Origin of the sequence: Silvimonas terrae (assembly GCF_014202765.1) — a bacterium.
In the GTDB taxonomy this organism is placed as follows: Bacteria; Pseudomonadota; Gammaproteobacteria; order Burkholderiales; family Chitinibacteraceae; genus Silvimonas; species Silvimonas terrae.
The window spans coordinates 56843-75643 of the sequence record NZ_JACHHN010000008.1 but is presented as its reverse complement, the minus strand read 5'-3'; the positions used below and the strand labels follow the sequence as shown (position 1 = coordinate 75643).

The following is an 18801-nucleotide window of genomic DNA, read 5'->3' as shown; positions in this document are numbered from 1 at the left end:
TCCCGCGTGCTTGATGCAGCACAAGCAAGCGCTATTCGCGTGTCGCAAGCAACCGGTCTGCCTGCCAGGGTTTGGCCATGCTGATTTCTTATCTGGGCGCGCTGGTCGCGTTTGTCTTCGGTGTTTGCCTCTTGCAGCTGCAACCTGCCCTGCCGCCAGCTTATGCGCCGATACCGCTGCTGTTGCTCGGCGCAGTCATGGCCTGGCGTTGCCAGCGCGGCAGCAGAAGTCTGGCGATTTTCGGCCTGATGCTGGTGACCGGTTTTGCCTGGGCCAACTTGCGGGCGCACTGGCGTATGGCAGACCGGCTGGATCGGACGCAAGAGCAACACCAGGTGGTGGCGGAGGGTTATGTGGGTGGGCTGCCGCAAACCAGCGAGTTCGGCGTGCGGTTTGTGTTCGTCCCCACCCGTGTCATGACACCCGGTGCGACATTGCCCACCCGTTTGTCACTGTCCTGGTGGGGCGAGCATCCGGAGGTATCCGCCGGCACCCGCTGGCAATTCACCCTTCAGCCCAAGCGCGTACACGGCCAGCAAAATCCGGGTGGATTTGATAGTGAAGCCTGGATGCTGCAACAAGGCATCGGCGCTACCGGCAATGTGAAGCACGGCCAGCGGCAACCCGGTCATGCCTGGCAAGCGGGCATCGACCGGGTCCGGGAGGCCGTAATCCAGCGCATATTGCGCACACTGGGCGATGCGCCCTGGGCGGGGGTGATCGTAGCAACGGCGACTGGTGATCGCAGTCATATCGGCCGGGATCAATGGTTGGACTTTGCGCAAACGGGCACCACACATCTGACTGTTATCTCCGGTTTGCATGTGTCCATGATCGCCGCGCTGACTGGCTGGCTAACCGGCTGGATCGGGCGGCGGATGCCCCGCCTGTTACGCCATGGCAATCTTTACCGGTGGCAGTTGTGGAGCGGACTTTGCGCCGCCTTGCTCTACAGTCTGCTGGCTGGCCTGGGCATTCCCACCCAGCGCGCGGTACTGATGCTGGCGACCGGCATTGTGTGCCTGTTGTGCGGGCGCCCCATGCATAAAAGCGTGATCTGGATGCTGGCGTTGTTTGTGGTGGTGGTCATTGACCCGTTTGCGGTGATTTCGGCCGGTTTCTGGTTATCGTTCCTGGCGGTGGGTGCGCTACTTTGGTTAAGCACCAACCGGGTCGGGGGCATCAGAGGGTTGCACGGCTGGCTGCGGACCGAACTTGCCGTCACGCTGGGCACACTCCCCGTGTTGCTGGTGGTCTTTGGCCGGTTGCCGCTGGTCTCTCCGCTGGCCAATGCGTTGGCCATTCCGGTGGTCAGTATGCTGGTCACACCACTGACCCTCGCCGGGCTGGCCGACCCCAGCGGCTTACTCTGGCACGCCGCAGAACGCACCTTTGCCGCCACCCACTGGGTGCTGGCCTGGTTGGCCGCGCATGTGCCATCGCCCGATTTTGCCCCGCCGCCGGCCTGGACCATCATTCCGGCCATGCTCGGCATCTGGTTTTTGATGTTGCCGCGGGGCTTGCCGGGCCGCTGGCTGGGGCTCTTGCTGGCAGCGCCATTATTGGTGGTGCCAGCGCCGGTGATTGCGCCCGGCGAATTTGTGGCGACCGTGATCGATGTTGATCAAGGGTTGTCAGTGCTGGTGCAAACCCGCCAGCACGCACTGGTGTTCGATACCGGCAAGCCCGGTCAGGCGGACCGTGCCATTCTGCCGGTGTTGCGTAGCCGGCAAATACGCCGCCTTGATACGCTGGTGGTATCCCACAAAGACAATGATCACTCCGGGAGCGCGCAGACCCTCTTGCAAGCGTTACCCGTCAAGACCTTGTTGGCGCAATTACCGGCAGAGCATCCGGCCTGGGGCCTGGCACAGCATGATGAATTGTGCGAAGCCGGGCAGAGCTGGGATTGGGACGGCGTGAGTTTTACGGTGCTCTGGCCCGTGCCGGATGCCCTCATGCCGGACGAAAATGCGCGGGGTTGCGTGCTGGAGATCGAAACCGCGCACCAGCGCATGCTGATCCCGGCCGATGTCGGCATTACCCAGGAGGCGGAGATGCTCAGCCGCAACTGGCTTGGGCATTTTGACGTGGTCGTGGCCGGGCATCACGGCAGCATCACATCGTCTTCTGCCTCGTTTGTCACCGACACGCACCCGGCCTGGGTGGTGTTCTCATCGGGTTATCTGAACCGGTTTCGCCACCCGCGGCCAGAAGTGGTGGCCCGCTACGCCGCCGCGGGCGCAGAAGATGTGCGCACGGACCGCGATGGGGCCATCACCCTCTCAACCCAGGGCGCGGCGCTTTCGGTCAGCCGCTGGCGGGTACAACACCCGCATTACTGGTACGAGCAGTGGTGATAAGCTTGGCTGGTTATTCACGCCTTCAACCCTGCTTGACGAGACTGCCATGCCCGCACTGAGCGCCATCTATCGTTACCCCATCAAGTCCGTGAAAGGGCTGGCCATGTCGCATAGCGAGGTCACCCCGCTGGGTTTACCGGATGATCGGGCATGGATGGTGACCTCTGCAGAAGGCGTCATGATGACCGGGCGTGATTGCCCAAGCATGGTCAAAATCGAAACCCGCGTAGACGAACACAGCCTGACGCTCTCTGCGCCGGGTATGCCCATGCTGAGTGTAGAACGCCGCCAGTTCACCACCGCCTGCGATGCCCAGGTCTGGAAAGACCACTTTGGCGCCTGGACCGGCGCGCATGAGGCGGATCAGTGGATCAGCGACTATCTGGGCCGTCAGGCGCGCTTGTTATATACCGGTGATACGCAGCGCCGGGTCAGACAGCATCCGGACATTCCGCTTTCATTTGCAGATGGTTACCCGCTGCTGTTGATTGGCGAGTCGTCACGGCTGCAACTCAATGACTGGGTTGGCCGGGATATGGAGATGGCCCGTTTCAGGCCCAATCTGGTGGTGACTGGCGCGGATGCCTTTGCAGAAGACGGCTGGAAGGCCATTCGGATCGGCAACGTGGTGTTCCAGATCGACAAGCCGTGCGGGCGCTGCGTGTTCACCACGGTAGACCCGCATACGGCTGAAAAATCAGACGATCAGGAGCCGCTGCGCACCATTGCCAAGCGTCGGAAAGGGGCGGAGGGGGCAGAGTTCGGCCAGAACGTGCTGGCGCGCAATGCGGGCCGGATCGAAATCGGGATGCCGGTGGAAATCCTGGAGTGACCCCGCGTGCGGCCAGGCAGATCAGCCCACTGCCAGCCGCACCTGTGCCATCACGGTATTGCCATTGCCCCGATATTCGATCTGGTCAAACGACAACATGCGCGCCATGGAAATGCCACGCCCATGCGGATCAAACGCACGCTCGGGCGAAAACTCCAGAAAGGGCCGCCAGTCAAAACCATTGCCTTCATCGGTAATGATGATGGTGATGGTTTCTTTGGTGCGACTGAAATTCACCCGCACCCGCCGGCCCGCGTAGTCCGGGCTGGCCAGTCGGGCTTCCACCTCATCCTGCCAGCGCCCCAGTTGCAGCAAGCGGGTTTTTTCGCCATAACGAATGCCCAGGTTGCCGTGTTCGACCGCATTGACCAGGAGCTCGGACAAACCCAGTGCGACGCGTTGGGGTTCCGGGCAAGCATGAGATAACACCAGGGTTAGTTGGCGGGCTTCTTCCAGCGAGCAGAACTCGAACTCTGCGCTCACCAGTTGGCCGTAGTTGCCGGCCTGCGCCACCAACTGCTGTTCCAGCTGGCGTTTTTCGCGATAGAAATCGACTGCGGCACTGACAATGGCCAGCAGCATGTCGCGCTGGAACGGCTTGATCAGATAGTAGTAAGCGCCTGCCGTCAGCCCTTCCCGCACGTTCTCCGCCGCACCCACGGCGGTTTGCATGATCACCGGCACTTGCATCAGTTCTGGTTGCTGTTTCAGCCGCGCCAGCAAGGCCATGCCGTCCATGCGTGGCATCATGCGGTCCAGCAAGATGGCGTCAAACGCATGATCACGGGATAACAGATCCCACGCGGCCTCGCCGTCATCGGCGGTGACCACGTCGTAGTCTGCATCTTGCAAATGTTCGCTCAGGATTTCCAGATTGAACGGCTCGTCATCGACGATCAGCAATCGCGGCTTTTTATCCAGACTACCCACACTCATGAATGTTTACCCCTGGCACGGGTTGCGCCCGAAACACTCATTTTGCCAGCGATTGGTACAGGGCGCTAAATGCCTGTGCCAGTTTGTGGCGCGGTTCAAGCTGGACCAGCGGCAACGCACGTTCGTGCGATTCTCGCACCTTCACGGAACTGGTCAAAAATGGCTCCAGCACAGGCAAGCCGCGCGCCTTGAGTTCATCCACCATGCGCACCGGTAAGCTGGCGCGCGGCTGGAACTGGTTAACGATAATCCCTTCCACCTCGAGCGCCGGATTATGGTCAGCCCGAATCTCTGCCACGCGGTCCAGCAAACCGACCAGTGCATCGCGGGAGAATGCATCGCAATCAAACGGGATCAGGCAGCGATCTGCCGCAATCAGCGCAGACAGCGTAAAAAAGTTGAGTGCAGGCGGGGTATCGAGCCAGATTTCATCAAAGCGCGTGCCCAGCTCTTGCAAAGACTCCCGCAATTTGAAAATCTTGTAACGGGACTCCAGTTTGGCTTGCTGCTCCGCCAGCCCCAAACCCGCCGGCAACACGGATAATCCAGGACACGGCGTGGAATGAATGAAGTCTTCGACTCCATTGGCATACAAGCTGAAATTGAGCGTCTGCTCAAAGAACTGGGTCAAGGTAGGGGTGGTTTGAGCAGCGCCTTCACCCAGAAGATAACGGCTGGCATTGCCCTGGTGATCCAGGTCCACCACAAGGACAGAACGACCGGCGAGTGCGGCGGCAGCGGCAAGATTGACGGTGATGGTCGACTTGCCTACACCCCCTTTCTGGTTGAACACAACACGTCGGACCATGCGTAAATTCCGTTTAGCGTATATGCGCCAGGTCAATATAGCACGCGTAGTTGTAGCGACTTTAATCAAAAAAATTCCGTAAAAATTCACAATATGCTGTTGGAAATAGTTACGGGTGTATGAAAAGCCCCCTCCTTAAACTGCATCCAAGTTTGCGGCACTGCCGTCAAGCCAAACAAGACGTGGATTCAGACAAAGGAGAACTACAAATGAAAATCAAATACACAACCCTGGCTGTAGCACTGGCACTCGGTACCGGCGCAGCAATGGCTGACGTCACCATCGACGGTAACATCACCGGTGGTGTTGATTACATGAAGGCCGGCAATACCAAGTCCGGCGGTGTTTCCTACGACGCGATCATCGGCGTATCCGGCAGCGACAAGCTTGATGCCGGCGGCAAGGTGATCTGGCGTGTCGAACAAGAAATCCAGAACCAGCCGGGCAACCGTACTCAAGGCGGCGATGCCAACTGGGGTAACCGCCAAGCCTACATCGGCCTGACCGGTGACTACGGTACTTTCCGCGCCGGTAACATGCTGAGCCCGACTTACGACGCCCTGAATCGCCTGTACGGTGATACCGGTGCAGAGTGGCTGGTGCGCGACTATGGCTTCGGTCAGTCCAACTACGCCAAGAACGTGCTGCGTTACGACATGCCGAGCGTGTACGGCTTTAATGCTTCCGCCGCTTACTTCCTGGAAGACCAAAGCCGTCAAGGCAGCAAGGGCTACGACCTGACCGCCAACTACAAGTGGCAAGGTCTGGGTATCGATGGTACCTACCAGCATCGTGACAACATCAGCGCTGAAGATATCTCTGGCCAACCTGCCCTGCTGGACGGCACCGACAGCAAGAACTGGTACGCTGGCGCCAACTACAAGTTTGATAGCGGCTTTGGTGTGAAGGGCGGCTTCAAGCGCGTTCAACAAACCTACACCGGCGACGAAACCAAGCAAGACATGTGGGTTGCCCAAGGCTCCTACGAGCAAGGCAAGCACGGTGTTTACCTGAGCTACATCAACCTGCGTGACGCCAAGCTGAACGGCGCCACCCAGAACGATAGCGGCGCGCAAGCCATCGATGCCCGTTACAACTACAGCCTGTCCAAGCACAGCCTGGCGTTCGTTGACGCCCGTTACGTGAAGAACGGCGACAACGCATCGTACAGCGCTGCTGACGACGCGCTGTACTATGGCAACGACAGCACTGCAGCCGCAGGTGAAAGCAGCTACCGCGTGATGACTGGCCTGAAGACCTGGTTCTAATCGACTCAGGCACTACAGTCTGGCCAGCCTCTCTCTGGCCGAGTGTAAAAGTAAAAACCGGACCTTCGGGTCCGGTTTTTTCATGTCTGCGCGCTGGGGCCACGTTCATGGCGCACGATAGCGCTGCCGGAATTGCCGGGGCGTCATCCCCTTGGCCGCCAGAAACTGCCGGTTAAAGTGGGCCAGATTCCGGTATCCGGCGGCTTCCGCCACCATGCCCACCGGTTTATCGCTCTGGATCAGCCACTGGCAGGCATGCCCTACGCGCAGTTGGGCCAGATAAGCCGTCACGGTTTTGCCGGTTTGCCGTTTGAAAAAACGGTGAAAGGCCCCGACTGATAGCGCTGCACGCGCGGCCAGTTCGTCCACCGTCAGGGATTCGGCAAAACGCTGGTGCATCAGGTCCAGTACGCGAGCCAGCCGATCTTGCCCACCCTGGGTATCAGGCGTGACGGCACCGGCAGAGAGCGGCTCTGCAGCAGCATCCCCCGCCAGTGCCAGCAACACCGCCAGCAACACGGGCAAGCGCCGCGCGGCGTCCAGCGCCTCCAGTTGCAACAGTTGCGGGCGCACCTGCGCCGCCACGACATCGGAAAACCGCAGTGCGCGGGCAGCCTGACCGGCAAGGCGGCGGATTGGCGCCAGCTCCGGCAAGCCAGTCACCAGTTTCTCTACCCACTCCCGGCTGAACCACACTACCACCGCCAGCACCGGCCGGGTTTCATCCAGCGCGTGCGGGGCCGACCAGGTATGCGGCAGATTGGGGCCGACCAGCACCAGATCACCGTCGGCAAAGTCGCCCAGATGATCACCCACATAGCGCTGTCCGGCCGCATTCACGGTCAGCGTCAGTTCAAACTCAGGGTGGTAGTGCCATTCAAATGGCAGATTGGGCAATTCCCGCCAGAGCAAGGTCCAGGAAGCGCCATCGGGCACGGTCACGTGTTCGCGTTGCGGTTTCAAACTCTCACCTGCACTGCACAATCAGACGTCACAATAGTATCAGTTTGCGCTATATCAAGCGTAAACGGCGGCCAGTTGGCAGCGCAAAATCAGCGCATCCACCCTGGAGTACACCATGAACGATCGCTACCAATATGGCGACAACCGCCCCGGTAACCCCTCTGTTGCCTATCTGGATCAAGTGCAGTTGCGTGATCTGAAAAAAGCGCTGCCGCTGCGCGTATTGTCGGAAGCCGATTTTGCCCACTGGCAACGTTATGGCTACGTGATCATCAAGAACGCCGTCCCGACGGAGGCGGTCAAGCGCACGACAGACTTTCTGTGGGAATTCCAGGAACTGACCCCGCAAGACCCCGCCAACTGGACCAAGCCGCAACTGCGCGACCATGAGATGAAAGAACTCAACGGCTCCGGCATGGTGGAGGCCTACCAGAACCAGACGATGTGGGATAACCGCCAGTCCGAGCGCATCTACAACGCATTTGTTGATATCTGGGACCGGGAAGACCTGTGGGTAACTATTGACCGCGCCAACCTGAACCCGCCCAACCAGGGCGCGCGCAAGTTCGGCGGCTTTATCCACTGGGATGCCGATACCACGCTGAACCCGTTGCCGGTCAACGTACAAGGCGTGCTGGCCTTGTCGGATACCACCGAAGAAGGCGGTGGCTTCCAGTGCATTCCCCAATTGTTTGAGCAGTTTGCCGAATGGCGCAAAACCGCCCCGGCAGACCGCAACCCGTGGCAGCCCGATCTGGCCAGCGTGCCATGGCCAGTACAGTTCATCCCGATGCAGGCCGGCGACTTGCTGATCTTCAACAGCCTGCTGGCCCATGGCATCCGGCCCAATACTTCGACCAACAAGGTACGGCTGGCCCAGTACATCTCGTTCACCCCGGCCGATGAAGCCAACACCGAACTGCGGGACTGGCGTGTAGGGAGTTGGTATCGGCGCGAACCAGCGCGCGGGTACGCCTTTCCGGGTGATCCACGCAACTGGGAGCAAACCCGTTATCCGCGTGCCGCACTCAGCCCACTGGGCGAGAAAGTGCTTGGCCTGCGCCGCTGGTCTGACGACCTTCTGGCAGTAGACCCTGCCGCCCTGCCCGGCTGAATATGGCCGACTTTCAACACTGATTTGCCCTTCGGCCCTGCTTATCTTGCGGGGCTTTTTTTCATGAACCCGCCAACAAAAAAGCCACCTGCTGCGGTGGCTTTTTTGTTGGCGGGCTGGCACGCGTGATCAGACAGCCGGCTTGGTCGTATCTTTGGAGCTAAAGAAGGCATCAGAAAAGAACTCATCTTCTGGCAGACCGCGCGCCACAAAGTTTTTGTATGCGGCCTCGACCATCACCGGCGCGCCGCAGGCGTACACCTGCCATGCCGCCATGGTGCCAAAGTCATCCATCACGGTTTCATGCACAAAGCCTGTGCGGCCAGTCCAGTTGTCTTCCGGCGCCGGCTCAGACAACACCGGAATGTACTTGAAGTTGGGGTGATCCTTGGCCCACTGCTCTGGCAGTTCTGGCATGTACAGATCACGCAGGCTACGTGCCCCCCAGTACAACACCATCTGCCGGTCGATGCCCTTGTTGAAGGCATGCTCCAGAATGCCCTTGATCGGTGCAAAACCCGTGCCGGTCGCGACAAAGATAATCGGCTTGTTGCTGTCTTCACGCAGGAAGAATGAACCCAGCGGACCGGTAAAGCGCATGATTTCGCGCTCTTTCATCTCGTTCCAGACATAGTTGGCAAACTCGCCACCGGGCATGCAGCGGATGTGCAATTGCAGGTATTCATCATCATGCGGGGCGTTGGCAATGCTGAAGCTTCGCTTCTTGCCGCCTTTGGTGTGCAGGTCAATATACTGGCCTGCCAGAAACTGCATGCGCTCTGTCGTCGGCAGTTTGAAGGACAACACCGCCACATCGTGCGAGACTTTTTCGATCTTTTGCACGCGGCAGGGTAGCGTCTTGATCTGGATATCCTTGGTGGCGCTCACCTCACGGCATTCCACCGTGATATCGCCCTCTGGCACGGCACAGCAATACAACGCCAAACCACGCTCACGCTCCATATGCGGCAAAGCAGATTCAGCATAACCGTCCGGGTAGCTCACCTGACCATTGACCACCTGGCCCTTGCAGGCACCGCAGGCGCCGTTCTTGCAGCCGTACGGCATGCTAAAGCCCGCGCCAATGGCGGCATCCAGAATGGTCTGCCCTTCTTGCATGCTGATTTGCTGGCCGGAAGGCAGAATGGTAAGTTGCTTGGACATCGTCAAATCTTTCCAGATCAATCAAGTGTTGCCAATTAACAAGAATCGTTCGCGTCAGCGGATTAAACCGCGGCTGCTGATTGCCGGCTGCGGCGACGTGGTGACGCGCGCCTTGCCATGGCTGTTACAACGTTTCAGGGTATTTGTACTGTGTCGGCGACCTGAAGTGGCCGATCGCCTGCGCGCGCTGGGCGCGGTGCCCGTTCTGGCGGATCTGGATCATCCTGCCACCCTGACCCGCCTGGCTGGCCTGGGTGCAGCACTGATTCACAGCGTACCGCCAGATGCATCAGGTGAGGTCGATTCGCGCACGCGCAAGTTGCTGAACGCGTTGCAAAAACGGCCCCCCCGAAGCAACAGGGCATCAATTCTAACATACCCACCCCGACCCGCCGTCTACATTAGCACGACCGGCGTGTACGGCAATGCGGCCGGCCAGTGGCTGGATGAAAGCAGCGGTGCCCGGCCAGACAGCGCCAGAGCCCGCCGGCGCGCCAGCGCAGAACAGCAACTACGGGGCTGGGCGCGGCGTACGCAACGACCGCTCGCTATTTTGCGTGCGCCGGGTATTTATGCTGCCGGCCGCCTGCCAACCGAACGCATCAGCCGGGGAGACCCGGTCTTGCACCAGGAAGAAGACAGCTGGTCCAACCATATCCATGCCGATGATCTGGCCCGCGCCATTGGCATCGCCCTGTTCCGTGGCCGGCCTTTGCGCACCTACAACGTGGTGGATGACGCGCCCTCCCGCATGGGCGACTGGTTTGATGAAGTGGCCGATGCCTGCCACCTGCCCCGTCCGCCCCGCATCACGCGCGAACAGGCACAAGTGAAACTTTCTCCGGCAATACTGTCCTATCTGGGCGAATCCAGACGCTTGCGCAATACCCGGCTCAAGCAAGAATTGCGGGTTCGTCTGCGCTGGCCCACCACTGCCAGTTTTTTCGCCTCTTCTTTTTGATTCATATTTACAAAACTCCCAAGCAACGCCAAAAAAATTGCTTCAGGTCAACAGAACCTTGAGAAGAAAGACTTAACCTGCTCAGATACAGTCGGCACCAAACCCGGTACCGGCCTTGTTCCTTCCACCATCAAGGCAAGGAGTCAGCAATGTCAGTCTCCGCACGTGCAGCAGTGGTTCGCGAATTCCAGAAACCACTTGAAATCACCCAAGTAGAAATCCCCTCCCCCGGTCCTGGTCAGGTTTTGATCCGTGTGATCGCCTGCGGCGTATGCCATACCGATTTGCATGCCGCCCACGGCGACTGGCCGGTCAAGCCCACCCCACCGTTCATTCCCGGCCACGAAGGCGTAGGGGAAGTGGTGGAAGTCGGCCCCGGCGTTACCCGCATCAAGAAAGGCGACATTGTCGGTTCACCCTGGCTGCATGAAGCCTGCGGTTGCTGCACCTATTGCGTTACCGGTTGGGAAACCCTGTGCGAAACCCAGACCAACACGGGGTATTCCGTGAATGGTGGTTTTGCCGAATACATGCTGGCCCCGGCTGACTATGTGGCCCAGATCCCCAAAGGCCTTGACCCACTGGACGTCGCGCCGATCCTGTGCGCGGGTGTGACCACCTACAAAGGGCTGAAAGAAACAGACGCCAAGCCCGGCGACTGGGTCGCCATTTCCGGCATTGGCGGATTGGGCCACGTGGCGGTGCAATATGCCAAGGCGATGGGTTTCAAGGTGGTTGCCATTGACCACGGCGCGGAAAAGCTCGCGCTGGCCAAAGAACTGGGTGCCGATCTGGCCTACGACTATGCCGACAAAGATATGGTCGCCAAGGTGCAGAAAGATACGGGTGGTGTTCATGGTGCACTGGTGACTGCGGTATCGCCTGCAGCCTTCAAGCAAGGGATTGATCTGTTGCGCCGTGGCGGTACGATTTCGCTGGTCGGTTTGCCACCGGGCACGTTTGAAACCCCGATCTTTGACGTCGTGCTCAAGCGCATTACCGTGCGCGGCTCCATTGTCGGCACCCGGGAAGACTTGCGTGAGTCTTTGCAGTTTGCCGCGGATGGCAAGATCAAGGTGCATTACAGCAAAGCCAGGCTGGACGACATCAACAGTATCTTCGACAAAATGCTGGCAGGTGAGCTGCTGGGTCGGGTGGTCCTGGAGTTCTGAGGTCGCCCTGCCCCCCCCAACAAAAAAGCCCCTACCGGGGCTTTTTGTTTTTTTGGTGGAGGCGCGCGAAAACCGGGCGGGTCAGCGCCCAACCAGCGATTTGCGTTCGCGCTCCAGTTGCGCCAGCAGCTTTTGCAGCGTGGCCTCGGCTTGCCGGGTCAGATTCAAAAAACGACAGCCGATGTGATGCACTTCCTGCCCGGTCCGGTTCGTCATCACCCGGCGGGAGCGCACTTCCAATGCGACCGGCATGGTACCCCACTGCCCCAGTTCCAGTTCGGTCTTGGCCAGTTGTTCACCCGCCTGCAACTGCGCAGCCTGGGCTGGCGACGCCCACAACCCTACCCCACCCAGCGAGATGTCGTGGATTTCCAGTGTGGCGCGCTGGCGGTCTGCCAGCGTGGTGCTGCACAGCCACGGTCGGACCAGTGGGGTTTCGATACGGAAAAACTCGCGTCGCTGCAGTTTGATCAAATCAGAGGGAAAGGGCACCGTAAACGCTGGCGAACCTTCAAACTTGATCAGTTTGGGACGGCCGATCACAAACTGGATTTTTACGCCGTCGGGCAAGGCCACCACCACATTGCGGTCGGATTGCGACAGCGCTTCGTTGGTGGGCTCATGACCACCCACGTCAAGCACGATTTCGCGCTTGGGGACATCCACAGCCAGAATCCGGGATAGCATCAGCTTCTGGCCGTGCGAAAAATAGACGGTCACAAAGTCGCCGCGCTGCACCAACTGGCGCAAAATCGCACCGATTTCCAGCGGGTTGGTCAACAGGTACTGCGCAACGTCCTCACCATCGGTGATGGGCGCTTGCCGTTCCTGGGTGTTCTCAGGCTCGCTCATGCAAGCTTATTCCTCAATCAGGGTATTGATGTCTTTCGTCAGCACAGTGGGTGCGGCACCGTAATTTTCCAGCACTCGCAGGCGCCCTTTCCGGTCCAGCAGATAACTGCCGGCACTATGATCGAGTGTGTAGTTGGCACCCGTGCCCTGCTTCTGGTAAATCACTTTGTACTGTTTGGCCACCGCATCCACCTGTTGTGGCGTGCCGGTCAGGCCGACAAAGGTCGGGTTGAACGCAGGCACATATTGCGACAACAAGGCGGGCGTATCGCGTTCCGGGTCCAGCGAGACGAACAACACTTGCACGTCTTTGGCCCTGTCACCCAGACTTTTCATGACGGCCGCGTATTCTGCCATGGTCACCGGACAAACATCCGGACAATGTGTGTAGCCAAAGAACAATGCAACGACTTTGCCTTGAAAATCCGCCAGGCGTCGCGCTTTGCCATGATGATCGACCAGGGTGAAGTCACCGCCAAAGTTGGCACCCGTTATATCGGTACCTTCAAAGGCCACTTTAGAACATCCGGTAGTCAGTACCGCCAGCAAAATGACACATAGCCACGGCATCAGCCGCTTCACAAACAGGTTCATGGATTGATCCGGTCGGTTTAGTTCGCCAGTTTGCGCCAGCCGCAACCCTGACACAAGTATTCAGACTAGAAAAGCAACAGCCTCGGCCGGCAGGCTGCCTTTTTCCGCCTCTGGGTGATGGGCAATCTGCCCGATCAGGGGGGCATTCAGGGTAGATTGCAGCGTAGCCAGATTGTCTTCATAGCGGGCCATGGCCGGATCCACCCGGTTGGCCACCCAGCCGGCCAGGATCAACCCGCGCGCGCGTATGGCCTGTGCGGTGAGCAGCGCATGATTAATACACCCCAACCGCATCCCCACGACCAGGATCACCGGCAAACCCAGCGTCACCGCCAGATCGGCCATAAATGCCTGATCATTGAGTGGGGCCAGCCAGCCACCTGCGCCTTCCACCAGCACCACATCCGCTTGCTGTTGCAGTTGCGCATGGCATGCCGCGATATGCGTCAGCGACACCGTTACCCCCACCTCTCGGGCGGCCAGGTGCGGGGCAATCGGCGGCATGAAGTGGTAAGGATTGACGAGTGCAGGATCAGCCTTGAGCGAGGAAGCTGCGGCATGCCCGGCAACGTCAGCATTCCAGACTTCCTGCTGCCCATTCTGACCTGCGCGCCACTCACAACCTGACGCCACGGGCTTCATTCCAACCGTTTTAAGACCATGGGCAGCAAAGGCCCGCAACAGTTGGCAGGTGGCCACGGTTTTACCGACTTCGGTATCCGTTCCTGTTACAAAGAAACCGGCCATCAGCGTCCCCGCGACCGGAATTCGATGACCTGACTGCCATCAGCCAGTTTCCTGGCTGGTGCGGTATCCGGCTTCCAGGCGTGGCCGTAAACCACTTCATAGGTGGCCGGCAGATCGCCATCACGGCGAAATGCTTCATAAGCCTCGGTCACTTGTCGCCAGGCCGTCTTGCCCATCATGCCGTCGCGGCGACCCTGCGTCGCATTGCGCGCACCAATAGCCTTAAGATCAGCCAGAATGGGTTTGAGTTCCGGATAGGTCAAGGTGATGTGTTCCATATCCATGACCGGCGTGGCAAAACCATTGTTGACGAGGGCATCACCCAGATCATGCATGTCGATGAACTGGTTCACGTGCGTGTAGCCATCGACTTTGGCAAACGCGCTGCGCAACTCCCGCAGCGTATCGGGGCCCAACGTGGAGAACATCAACAGGCCGCCCGGTTTGAGTACCCGCAGCATCTCGGCAAAAGCGGTATCAGGCTCATTGCACCACTGCAGCGCCAGGCTGGACCAGATCAGGTCAACCGAATTGCTGGCCAGCGGCAACGCTTCAAGATCACCGCAGACTTGTACAGGTTTACGCCGGTCAAACAAGGCACGCAGGCCACCAGCGCGACCGTCGCGGGCCACGCGCAGCATGGATGGGGCCAGATCCAGTTCAATCAGCCGGCTTTCCGGGTAACGCTCACGCAACACCGGACAGCCGAAACCGGTGCCACTTCCCGCATCCAGCACGCGCTCTGGTTTGATGCGGATGAACTCTAGCCGCTCGGCCATGCGCTGTACGACTTCACGCTGCAAGACCGCTGCGGCGTCGTAGGTGTTGGCGGCCTTGTCGAATGCCGCCCTGACGGCGGCCTTGTCCGTGTAAAACGCTTCGCTCATGCCTTGCTCAGTCTCGCCTTCAATGCACTGATCATGACGGGCAGCACCGAGAGGAACACGATGCCAATCACCATCACCGACAGGTTTTTCTTGATAAAAGGAATGTTGCCAAAGAAGTAGCCCAAGGCCACCAGCCCACCCACCCATACCAGCGTACCGGCCACGCTGAATGCCAGGAAACGCAGGTAAGGCATCTTGCCGACGCCCGCAACAAACGGTGCAAAGGTCCGCACGATGGGTACAAAGCGCGCCAGCGTCACGGTTTTGCCACCATGACGATCGTAAAACGCGTGCGTACGCAACAGGTAGTCCCGGCGGAAGATTTTTGAATCTGCATTGTTGAACAGCTTCTCGCCCACCGTCCGGCCAATCAGATAATTGGTGCTGTCCCCCAGAATGGCTGCAATCATCAAGGTAGCGGCCAATACATAGGGGTCCATATTGCCCAGCGCTGCCACTGTACCGCCGACAAACAGCAGTGAATCACCGGGCAAGAACGGAAACACCACAAGACCGGTTTCACAAAACACCACAGCAAACAGCAGGGCGTAAATGCCCGTGCCATACGACTGTGCCAGTTGCTGGAGGTACACGTCCAGGTGCAGGAAAATCTGGATCGGATTGAAGTCCATGAGGCAAGGAACCCTTGTCTGGTTGGAAAGGACGCGGCGTTATCCGCACGGATGGTACGGAATAAACCCGGAGTTGTTCAATATTTTCTAGAAAAAAAATGACAACGCCGGCGCAGTACGCCGGCGTTGAGATGAGACGGCATACCGGCACAAGCATGAATCGTACCGGTAAAACCTTTATGAATACTTAGTGACCACTTAAACCACGGCTTCTTGCTTGACCTTCACGGGCTTGATCATGTTCTCACGCGTGACACCAAACATCAGCAGCAGCGGCGAAGCCACCAGCACGGAAGAATAGATACCAAACAAGATACCAATGGTCAGCGCGGTCGCAAAACCGTGCAGCGCTGCGCCACCAAAGATCAGCATGGACAGCACCATCACTTCGGTCGAACCGTGGGTGATGATGGTCCGGCTCATGGTAGCGGTAATGGCGTTGTCGATGATCTGCGGTACGTCGCGGCCACGCATGTTGGGCTTGCGGAAGTTCTCACGAATCCGGTCAAACACCACCACCGATTCGTTCACCGAATAGCCCAGCACGGCCAGCACCGCTGCCAGCACGGTCAGGGTGAATTCCCACTGGAAGAACGCAAAGAACCCCAGAATGATGATCACGTCGTGCATGTTGGCAATGATCGCTGACACCGCAAAGCGCCATTCAAAGCGCACCGACAGGTACACGATGATGCCCAGACACACGAGGGTAATCGCGGTCAGACCATGCGAGACCAGTTCATCACCCACCGACGGGCCAATGAACTCGACCTTGCGGATTTGCACATCCGGACGTTCTTGCTTGAGGGTATCGAGCACGTCGTTGGACAACTGGGCGGACGTTTTACCCTTGATGTTGGGCAGACGCACCATGATGTCCCGCGTAGTACCCAATGCCTGCACCTGGGCATCGCCATACTTCAGCGCGTCAACCTTGGTTCGCACCTGGTTGAGGTCGACCGACTGGCTGTACTGGAGTTCCACCACCGTACCGCCGGTGAACTCCACACCCAGATTCAGACCCTTGTGGACCAGGAAAAACACGGCCAGCAGAAAGGTCACCAGCGAAATCGCGGTGGTGATCTTCCCGTAGCTCATGAACGGGATGTCGCGCTTTACATGAAAAAATTCAATCATTTTTTTACCCCTCCGCCCTTACACAGCCAGCGAAGACAAGCGGCGACGATAGCCGTAGAACAGATTGATCAGACCGCGCGAAACAAACACAGCGCTGTACATGGAGGTGATGATCCCGATGCAATGCACCCAGGCAAAGCCGCGAATCGCACCTGAACCAAAGATCAGCAAGGCCAGACCGGCAATCAGCGTGGTCACGTTGGAATCCAGAATCGTGGCAAATGCGTGTGCATAACCATTCTGGATAGACATGTGCGGCGTCATCCCGTTGCGCAGTTCTTCCCGCACGCGCTCGTTGATCAGCACGTTGGAGTCAATCGCCATGCCCAGTGTCAGCGCAATAGCGGCGATACCCGGCAAAGTCAGCGTGACACCCAGCATGGACAACAAGGCCAGCAAGAACATCAGGTTGGCAATCAGCGCAATCGCGGAGGACACGCCGAACACGCGGTAATAGATCATCATGAACACGGCGATGGCGAGGAAACCATACATGGTCGACTCAAAACCGCGCTCAATGTTTTCTTTACCCAGGCTTGGACCAACGGTGCGTTCTTCCACGATGTTCATTGGTGCAGCCAGCGAACCGGCACGCAGCAGCAGCGCAGTATCACGTGCTTGATCGGGAGTCATGGCACCAGAAATCTGCACACGGCCACCACCGATTTCGCCACGGATGACCGGTGCAGTCACCACTTCGCCCTTGCCTTTTTCCACCAGGATCATGGCCATGCGCTTGTTGACGTTATCATGGGTGAGTTGGCGGAAAATGGTGGCGCCCGGGGAATCCAGCGTGATCGACACGGCCGGTTGACCTTGCTCATCAAATGCCGGTTGCGCGTCGTTGATGTTGTCGCCAGTCAGCTCCACATCCTTGCGCACCAGAATCGGCGAGGACTGACCATTACGGCCACGGTCACTCATCAGCACGGTGTCGTCTGGCGGGTTACCTGCCAGCGCAGCCTGGATATGAGACTGGTCGTCATCCACCAGACGCACTTCCAGGGTCGCGGTGCGGCCCAGAATGTCCTTGGCTTTAGACGTATCCTGCACACCTGGCAGTTCCACCACAATGCGGCCTTCGCCTTGCTGCTGGATCACAGGTTCGGCCACGCCCAGCTCGTTCACCCGGTTATGCAGTGTGGTGACGTTCTGTTTGACAGCATCAGACTTCAACTGCGCCAGCGACGCCGGTGTGAACGTCAGGGACACGCTGTAATTGTTGGCGTCTTTGCTTGGCGTGACTGCCAGGTTGGGGAAGCCCTTGCGCAGCGCGTTGGCGGCATCATCCACCGTCTGGGCATCACGCAGTTGCACCACCACGCTGTCACGCTGACGATCAATCTTGCCATAGCGAATGGCCTTGTCGCGCAATTGGCGGCGCACTTCACCCGCCGTTTTGTCCAGCGACTTGGACACTGCGGCGTCCATGTCCACTTCCAGCAAGAAGTGAACGCCACCGCGCAAGTCCAGACCCAAGGCCATGGGTTTGCCACCAAGGCGAACCAGCCAGGCCGGGGTTTGCGGCACCAGGTTCAGCGCGACAGAGTAATCATCACCCAAGGCGGTCTGGACAGCGTCCTTGACCTTGAGCTGGGTATCGGTGTCCTTGAAGCGCAGCTTGACCGAGTTTTCATCAGTCAGCACGGCGTCCGGCGCAAAACCGGCTTTGGTGGCGATATCCACCACGCGCTCTTGCAAGGCAGGGTCCACCTTGACGGTAGCGCGTGCGCTGGAAATCTGCACCGCCGGGCTTTCACCAAACAGGTTCGGCAAGGTGTAAAGCACCGCCACCACGACGGTGACGATGATCAGCAGGTACTTCCACAACGGATAACGGTTCATGTTCAGAGCCGGTAATGACAAGCGGCAGCCAGTGAGCTGCCGCTTCTCGGGTTACATTTTATTTGTTGTTCTTGATGGTGCCTTTTTCCAGGCGCTGCGCAACGGCAGAACGCTGGATTTGCACTTCAACACCGTCGGCCACTTCAATGGTCAGGTAGGTGTCGGTGGCTTTGGACACACGACCCAGGATACCACCCGTGGTGACAATTTCATCACCCTTGGTCACGGCCTGCAGCATGGCTTGCTGTTCCTTGGCGCGCTTTTGTTGCGGGCGCATCAACAAGAAGTAGAACAGCACAAAGATGACAACCATCGGCAGGAAGGACAGCAGGCCACCGGCAGCACCGGCGGCGCCTGCGCCAGCATCGGCAGCGAAGGCAGAAGGAATCAGTTGCAGCATGACGGTTGATTTTCCGTTTTAGAGTAAGACATGGTAAAGCCGCCCATTTTAGCCCGCACCCTGTTTGAAATCCACAGCGGACGGTCTGGGCGGGAATGCTGCCAGAATGATTGTATCTGGCAGCGA

At 58.8% G+C, this 18801-nt stretch carries 18 protein-coding genes; 6 read left to right on the top strand and 12 right to left on the bottom strand.

What is annotated here, in order from left to right:
* The first annotated feature begins 77 nt into the window (after positions 1-77).
* Both HNQ50_RS17285 and HNQ50_RS17280 read left to right on the top strand, forming a co-directional pair.
* Positions 78-2360: a DNA internalization-related competence protein ComEC/Rec2 gene (locus tag HNQ50_RS17285; protein WP_184102456.1), complete on the top strand. Its 2283-nt coding sequence runs from the start codon at positions 78-80 to the stop codon at positions 2358-2360.
* A gap of 49 nt (positions 2361-2409) precedes the next feature.
* A complete protein-coding gene (locus HNQ50_RS17280) occupies positions 2410-3195 on the top strand; it encodes an MOSC domain-containing protein (protein ID WP_184102455.1) in 786 nt (261 codons plus the stop codon).
* Between the two features lie 21 nt (positions 3196-3216).
* Here the strand turns inward: HNQ50_RS17280 and HNQ50_RS17275 are convergent, their stop codons facing one another.
* Positions 3217-4131: a response regulator gene (locus HNQ50_RS17275; protein WP_184102454.1), complete on the bottom strand. Its 915-nt coding sequence runs from the start codon at positions 4129-4131 to the stop codon at positions 3217-3219.
* A gap of 37 nt (positions 4132-4168) precedes the next feature.
* On the bottom strand, positions 4169-4939 hold the full coding sequence (locus HNQ50_RS17270; protein WP_184102453.1) for a ParA family protein: 771 nt from the start codon (positions 4937-4939) through the stop codon (positions 4169-4171).
* A gap of 209 nt (positions 4940-5148) precedes the next feature.
* Here HNQ50_RS17270 and HNQ50_RS17265 point away from each other — a divergent pair, with 209 nt between their 5' ends.
* On the top strand, positions 5149-6207 hold the full coding sequence (locus HNQ50_RS17265; RefSeq protein ID WP_184102452.1) for a porin: 1059 nt from the start codon (positions 5149-5151) through the stop codon (positions 6205-6207).
* A 105-nt stretch (positions 6208-6312) separates the two neighbouring features.
* Here HNQ50_RS17265 and HNQ50_RS17260 read toward each other — a convergent pair whose 3' ends face one another.
* Complete coding sequence (locus HNQ50_RS17260; RefSeq protein WP_184102451.1) at positions 6313-7170, bottom strand: helix-turn-helix domain-containing protein; 858 nt, start codon at positions 7168-7170, stop codon at positions 6313-6315.
* Between the two features lie 115 nt (positions 7171-7285).
* On the opposite strand from HNQ50_RS17260, the gene HNQ50_RS17255 reads away from it, so the two are divergent.
* Positions 7286-8284 carry a phytanoyl-CoA dioxygenase family protein gene (locus tag HNQ50_RS17255; RefSeq protein ID WP_184102450.1) on the top strand — a complete coding sequence of 333 codons (999 nt, stop codon included), beginning with the start codon at positions 7286-7288 and terminating at the stop codon, positions 8282-8284.
* Positions 8285-8413: 129 nt separating this feature from the next.
* Here HNQ50_RS17255 and HNQ50_RS17250 read toward each other — a convergent pair whose 3' ends face one another.
* The gene (locus HNQ50_RS17250) at positions 8414-9448 is read right to left on the bottom strand and encodes a CDP-6-deoxy-delta-3,4-glucoseen reductase (RefSeq protein WP_184102449.1); all 1035 of its coding nucleotides are present in this window, start codon (positions 9446-9448) and stop codon (positions 8414-8416) included.
* On the opposite strand from HNQ50_RS17250, the gene HNQ50_RS17245 reads away from it, so the two are divergent.
* Both HNQ50_RS17245 and adhP read left to right on the top strand, forming a co-directional pair.
* Positions 9441-10409 carry an NAD-dependent epimerase/dehydratase family protein gene (locus tag HNQ50_RS17245; RefSeq protein WP_246428770.1) on the top strand — a complete coding sequence of 323 codons (969 nt, stop codon included), beginning with the start codon at positions 9441-9443 and terminating at the stop codon, positions 10407-10409. The genes HNQ50_RS17250 and HNQ50_RS17245 overlap by 8 nt on opposite strands.
* Positions 10410-10558: 149 nt before the next feature.
* Complete coding sequence (gene adhP, locus HNQ50_RS17240; protein ID WP_184102448.1) at positions 10559-11581, top strand: alcohol dehydrogenase AdhP; 1023 nt, start codon at positions 10559-10561, stop codon at positions 11579-11581.
* Positions 11582-11662: 81 nt separating this feature from the next.
* On the opposite strand, the gene HNQ50_RS17235 is transcribed toward adhP, so the two are convergent.
* From HNQ50_RS17235 to yajC, 8 genes are all read right to left on the bottom strand, one after another.
* The gene (locus HNQ50_RS17235) at positions 11663-12433 is read right to left on the bottom strand and encodes a flagellar brake protein (protein ID WP_184102447.1); all 771 of its coding nucleotides are present in this window, start codon (positions 12431-12433) and stop codon (positions 11663-11665) included.
* Between the two features lie 6 nt (positions 12434-12439).
* Positions 12440-13027, bottom strand: a complete 588-nt coding sequence (locus tag HNQ50_RS17230) for an SCO family protein (protein ID WP_184102446.1) — start codon at positions 13025-13027, stop codon at positions 12440-12442.
* Between the two features lie 60 nt (positions 13028-13087).
* Complete coding sequence (bioD, locus tag HNQ50_RS17225) at positions 13088-13774, bottom strand: dethiobiotin synthase (protein ID WP_184102445.1); 687 nt, start codon at positions 13772-13774, stop codon at positions 13088-13090.
* Positions 13774-14661: a malonyl-ACP O-methyltransferase BioC gene (gene bioC, locus HNQ50_RS17220; protein ID WP_184102444.1), complete on the bottom strand. Its 888-nt coding sequence runs from the start codon at positions 14659-14661 to the stop codon at positions 13774-13776. The genes bioD and bioC overlap by 1 nt, the downstream gene beginning before the upstream one ends.
* Positions 14658-15293: a DedA family protein gene (locus HNQ50_RS17215; protein ID WP_184102443.1), complete on the bottom strand. Its 636-nt coding sequence runs from the start codon at positions 15291-15293 to the stop codon at positions 14658-14660. Before HNQ50_RS17215 ends, bioC begins: the two co-directional genes overlap by 4 nt.
* Before the next feature lie 198 nt (positions 15294-15491).
* Positions 15492-16427: a protein translocase subunit SecF gene (gene secF / locus HNQ50_RS17210; protein ID WP_184102597.1), complete on the bottom strand. Its 936-nt coding sequence runs from the start codon at positions 16425-16427 to the stop codon at positions 15492-15494.
* Positions 16428-16448: 21 nt separating this feature from the next.
* Positions 16449-18275: a protein translocase subunit SecD gene (gene secD / locus HNQ50_RS17205; protein ID WP_184102442.1), complete on the bottom strand. Its 1827-nt coding sequence runs from the start codon at positions 18273-18275 to the stop codon at positions 16449-16451.
* Positions 18276-18333: 58 nt separating this feature from the next.
* Positions 18334-18675, bottom strand: coding sequence for a preprotein translocase subunit YajC (gene yajC / locus HNQ50_RS17200; RefSeq protein ID WP_184102441.1), 342 nt, complete (start codon positions 18673-18675; stop codon positions 18334-18336).
* Positions 18676-18801: the final 126 nt, after the last annotated feature.

Coding starts and splice junctions, on each gene's coding strand:
- HNQ50_RS17285 (WP_184102456.1), top strand. CDS start 78: ATGCTGATTTCTTATCTGGGCGCGCTGGTCGCGTTTGTCTTCGGTGTT.
- HNQ50_RS17280 (WP_184102455.1), top strand. CDS start 2,410: ATGCCCGCACTGAGCGCCATCTATCGTTACCCCATCAAGTCCGTGAAA.
- HNQ50_RS17275 (WP_184102454.1), bottom strand. CDS start 4,131: ATGAGTGTGGGTAGTCTGGATAAAAAGCCGCGATTGCTGATCGTCGAT.
- HNQ50_RS17270 (WP_184102453.1), bottom strand. CDS start 4,939: ATGGTCCGACGTGTTGTGTTCAACCAGAAAGGGGGTGTAGGCAAGTCG.
- HNQ50_RS17265 (WP_184102452.1), top strand. CDS start 5,149: ATGAAAATCAAATACACAACCCTGGCTGTAGCACTGGCACTCGGTACC.
- HNQ50_RS17255 (WP_184102450.1), top strand. CDS start 7,286: ATGAACGATCGCTACCAATATGGCGACAACCGCCCCGGTAACCCCTCT.
- HNQ50_RS17250 (WP_184102449.1), bottom strand. CDS start 9,448: ATGTCCAAGCAACTTACCATTCTGCCTTCCGGCCAGCAAATCAGCATG.
- adhP (WP_184102448.1), top strand. CDS start 10,559: ATGTCAGTCTCCGCACGTGCAGCAGTGGTTCGCGAATTCCAGAAACCA.
- HNQ50_RS17235 (WP_184102447.1), bottom strand. CDS start 12,433: ATGAGCGAGCCTGAGAACACCCAGGAACGGCAAGCGCCCATCACCGAT.
- HNQ50_RS17230 (WP_184102446.1), bottom strand. CDS start 13,027: ATGAACCTGTTTGTGAAGCGGCTGATGCCGTGGCTATGTGTCATTTTG.
- bioD (WP_184102445.1), bottom strand. CDS start 13,774: ATGGCCGGTTTCTTTGTAACAGGAACGGATACCGAAGTCGGTAAAACC.
- bioC (WP_184102444.1), bottom strand. CDS start 14,661: ATGAGCGAAGCGTTTTACACGGACAAGGCCGCCGTCAGGGCGGCATTC.
- HNQ50_RS17215 (WP_184102443.1), bottom strand. CDS start 15,293: ATGGACTTCAATCCGATCCAGATTTTCCTGCACCTGGACGTGTACCTC.
- secD (WP_184102442.1), bottom strand. CDS start 18,275: ATGAACCGTTATCCGTTGTGGAAGTACCTGCTGATCATCGTCACCGTC.
- yajC (WP_184102441.1), bottom strand. CDS start 18,675: ATGCTGCAACTGATTCCTTCTGCCTTCGCTGCCGATGCTGGCGCAGGC.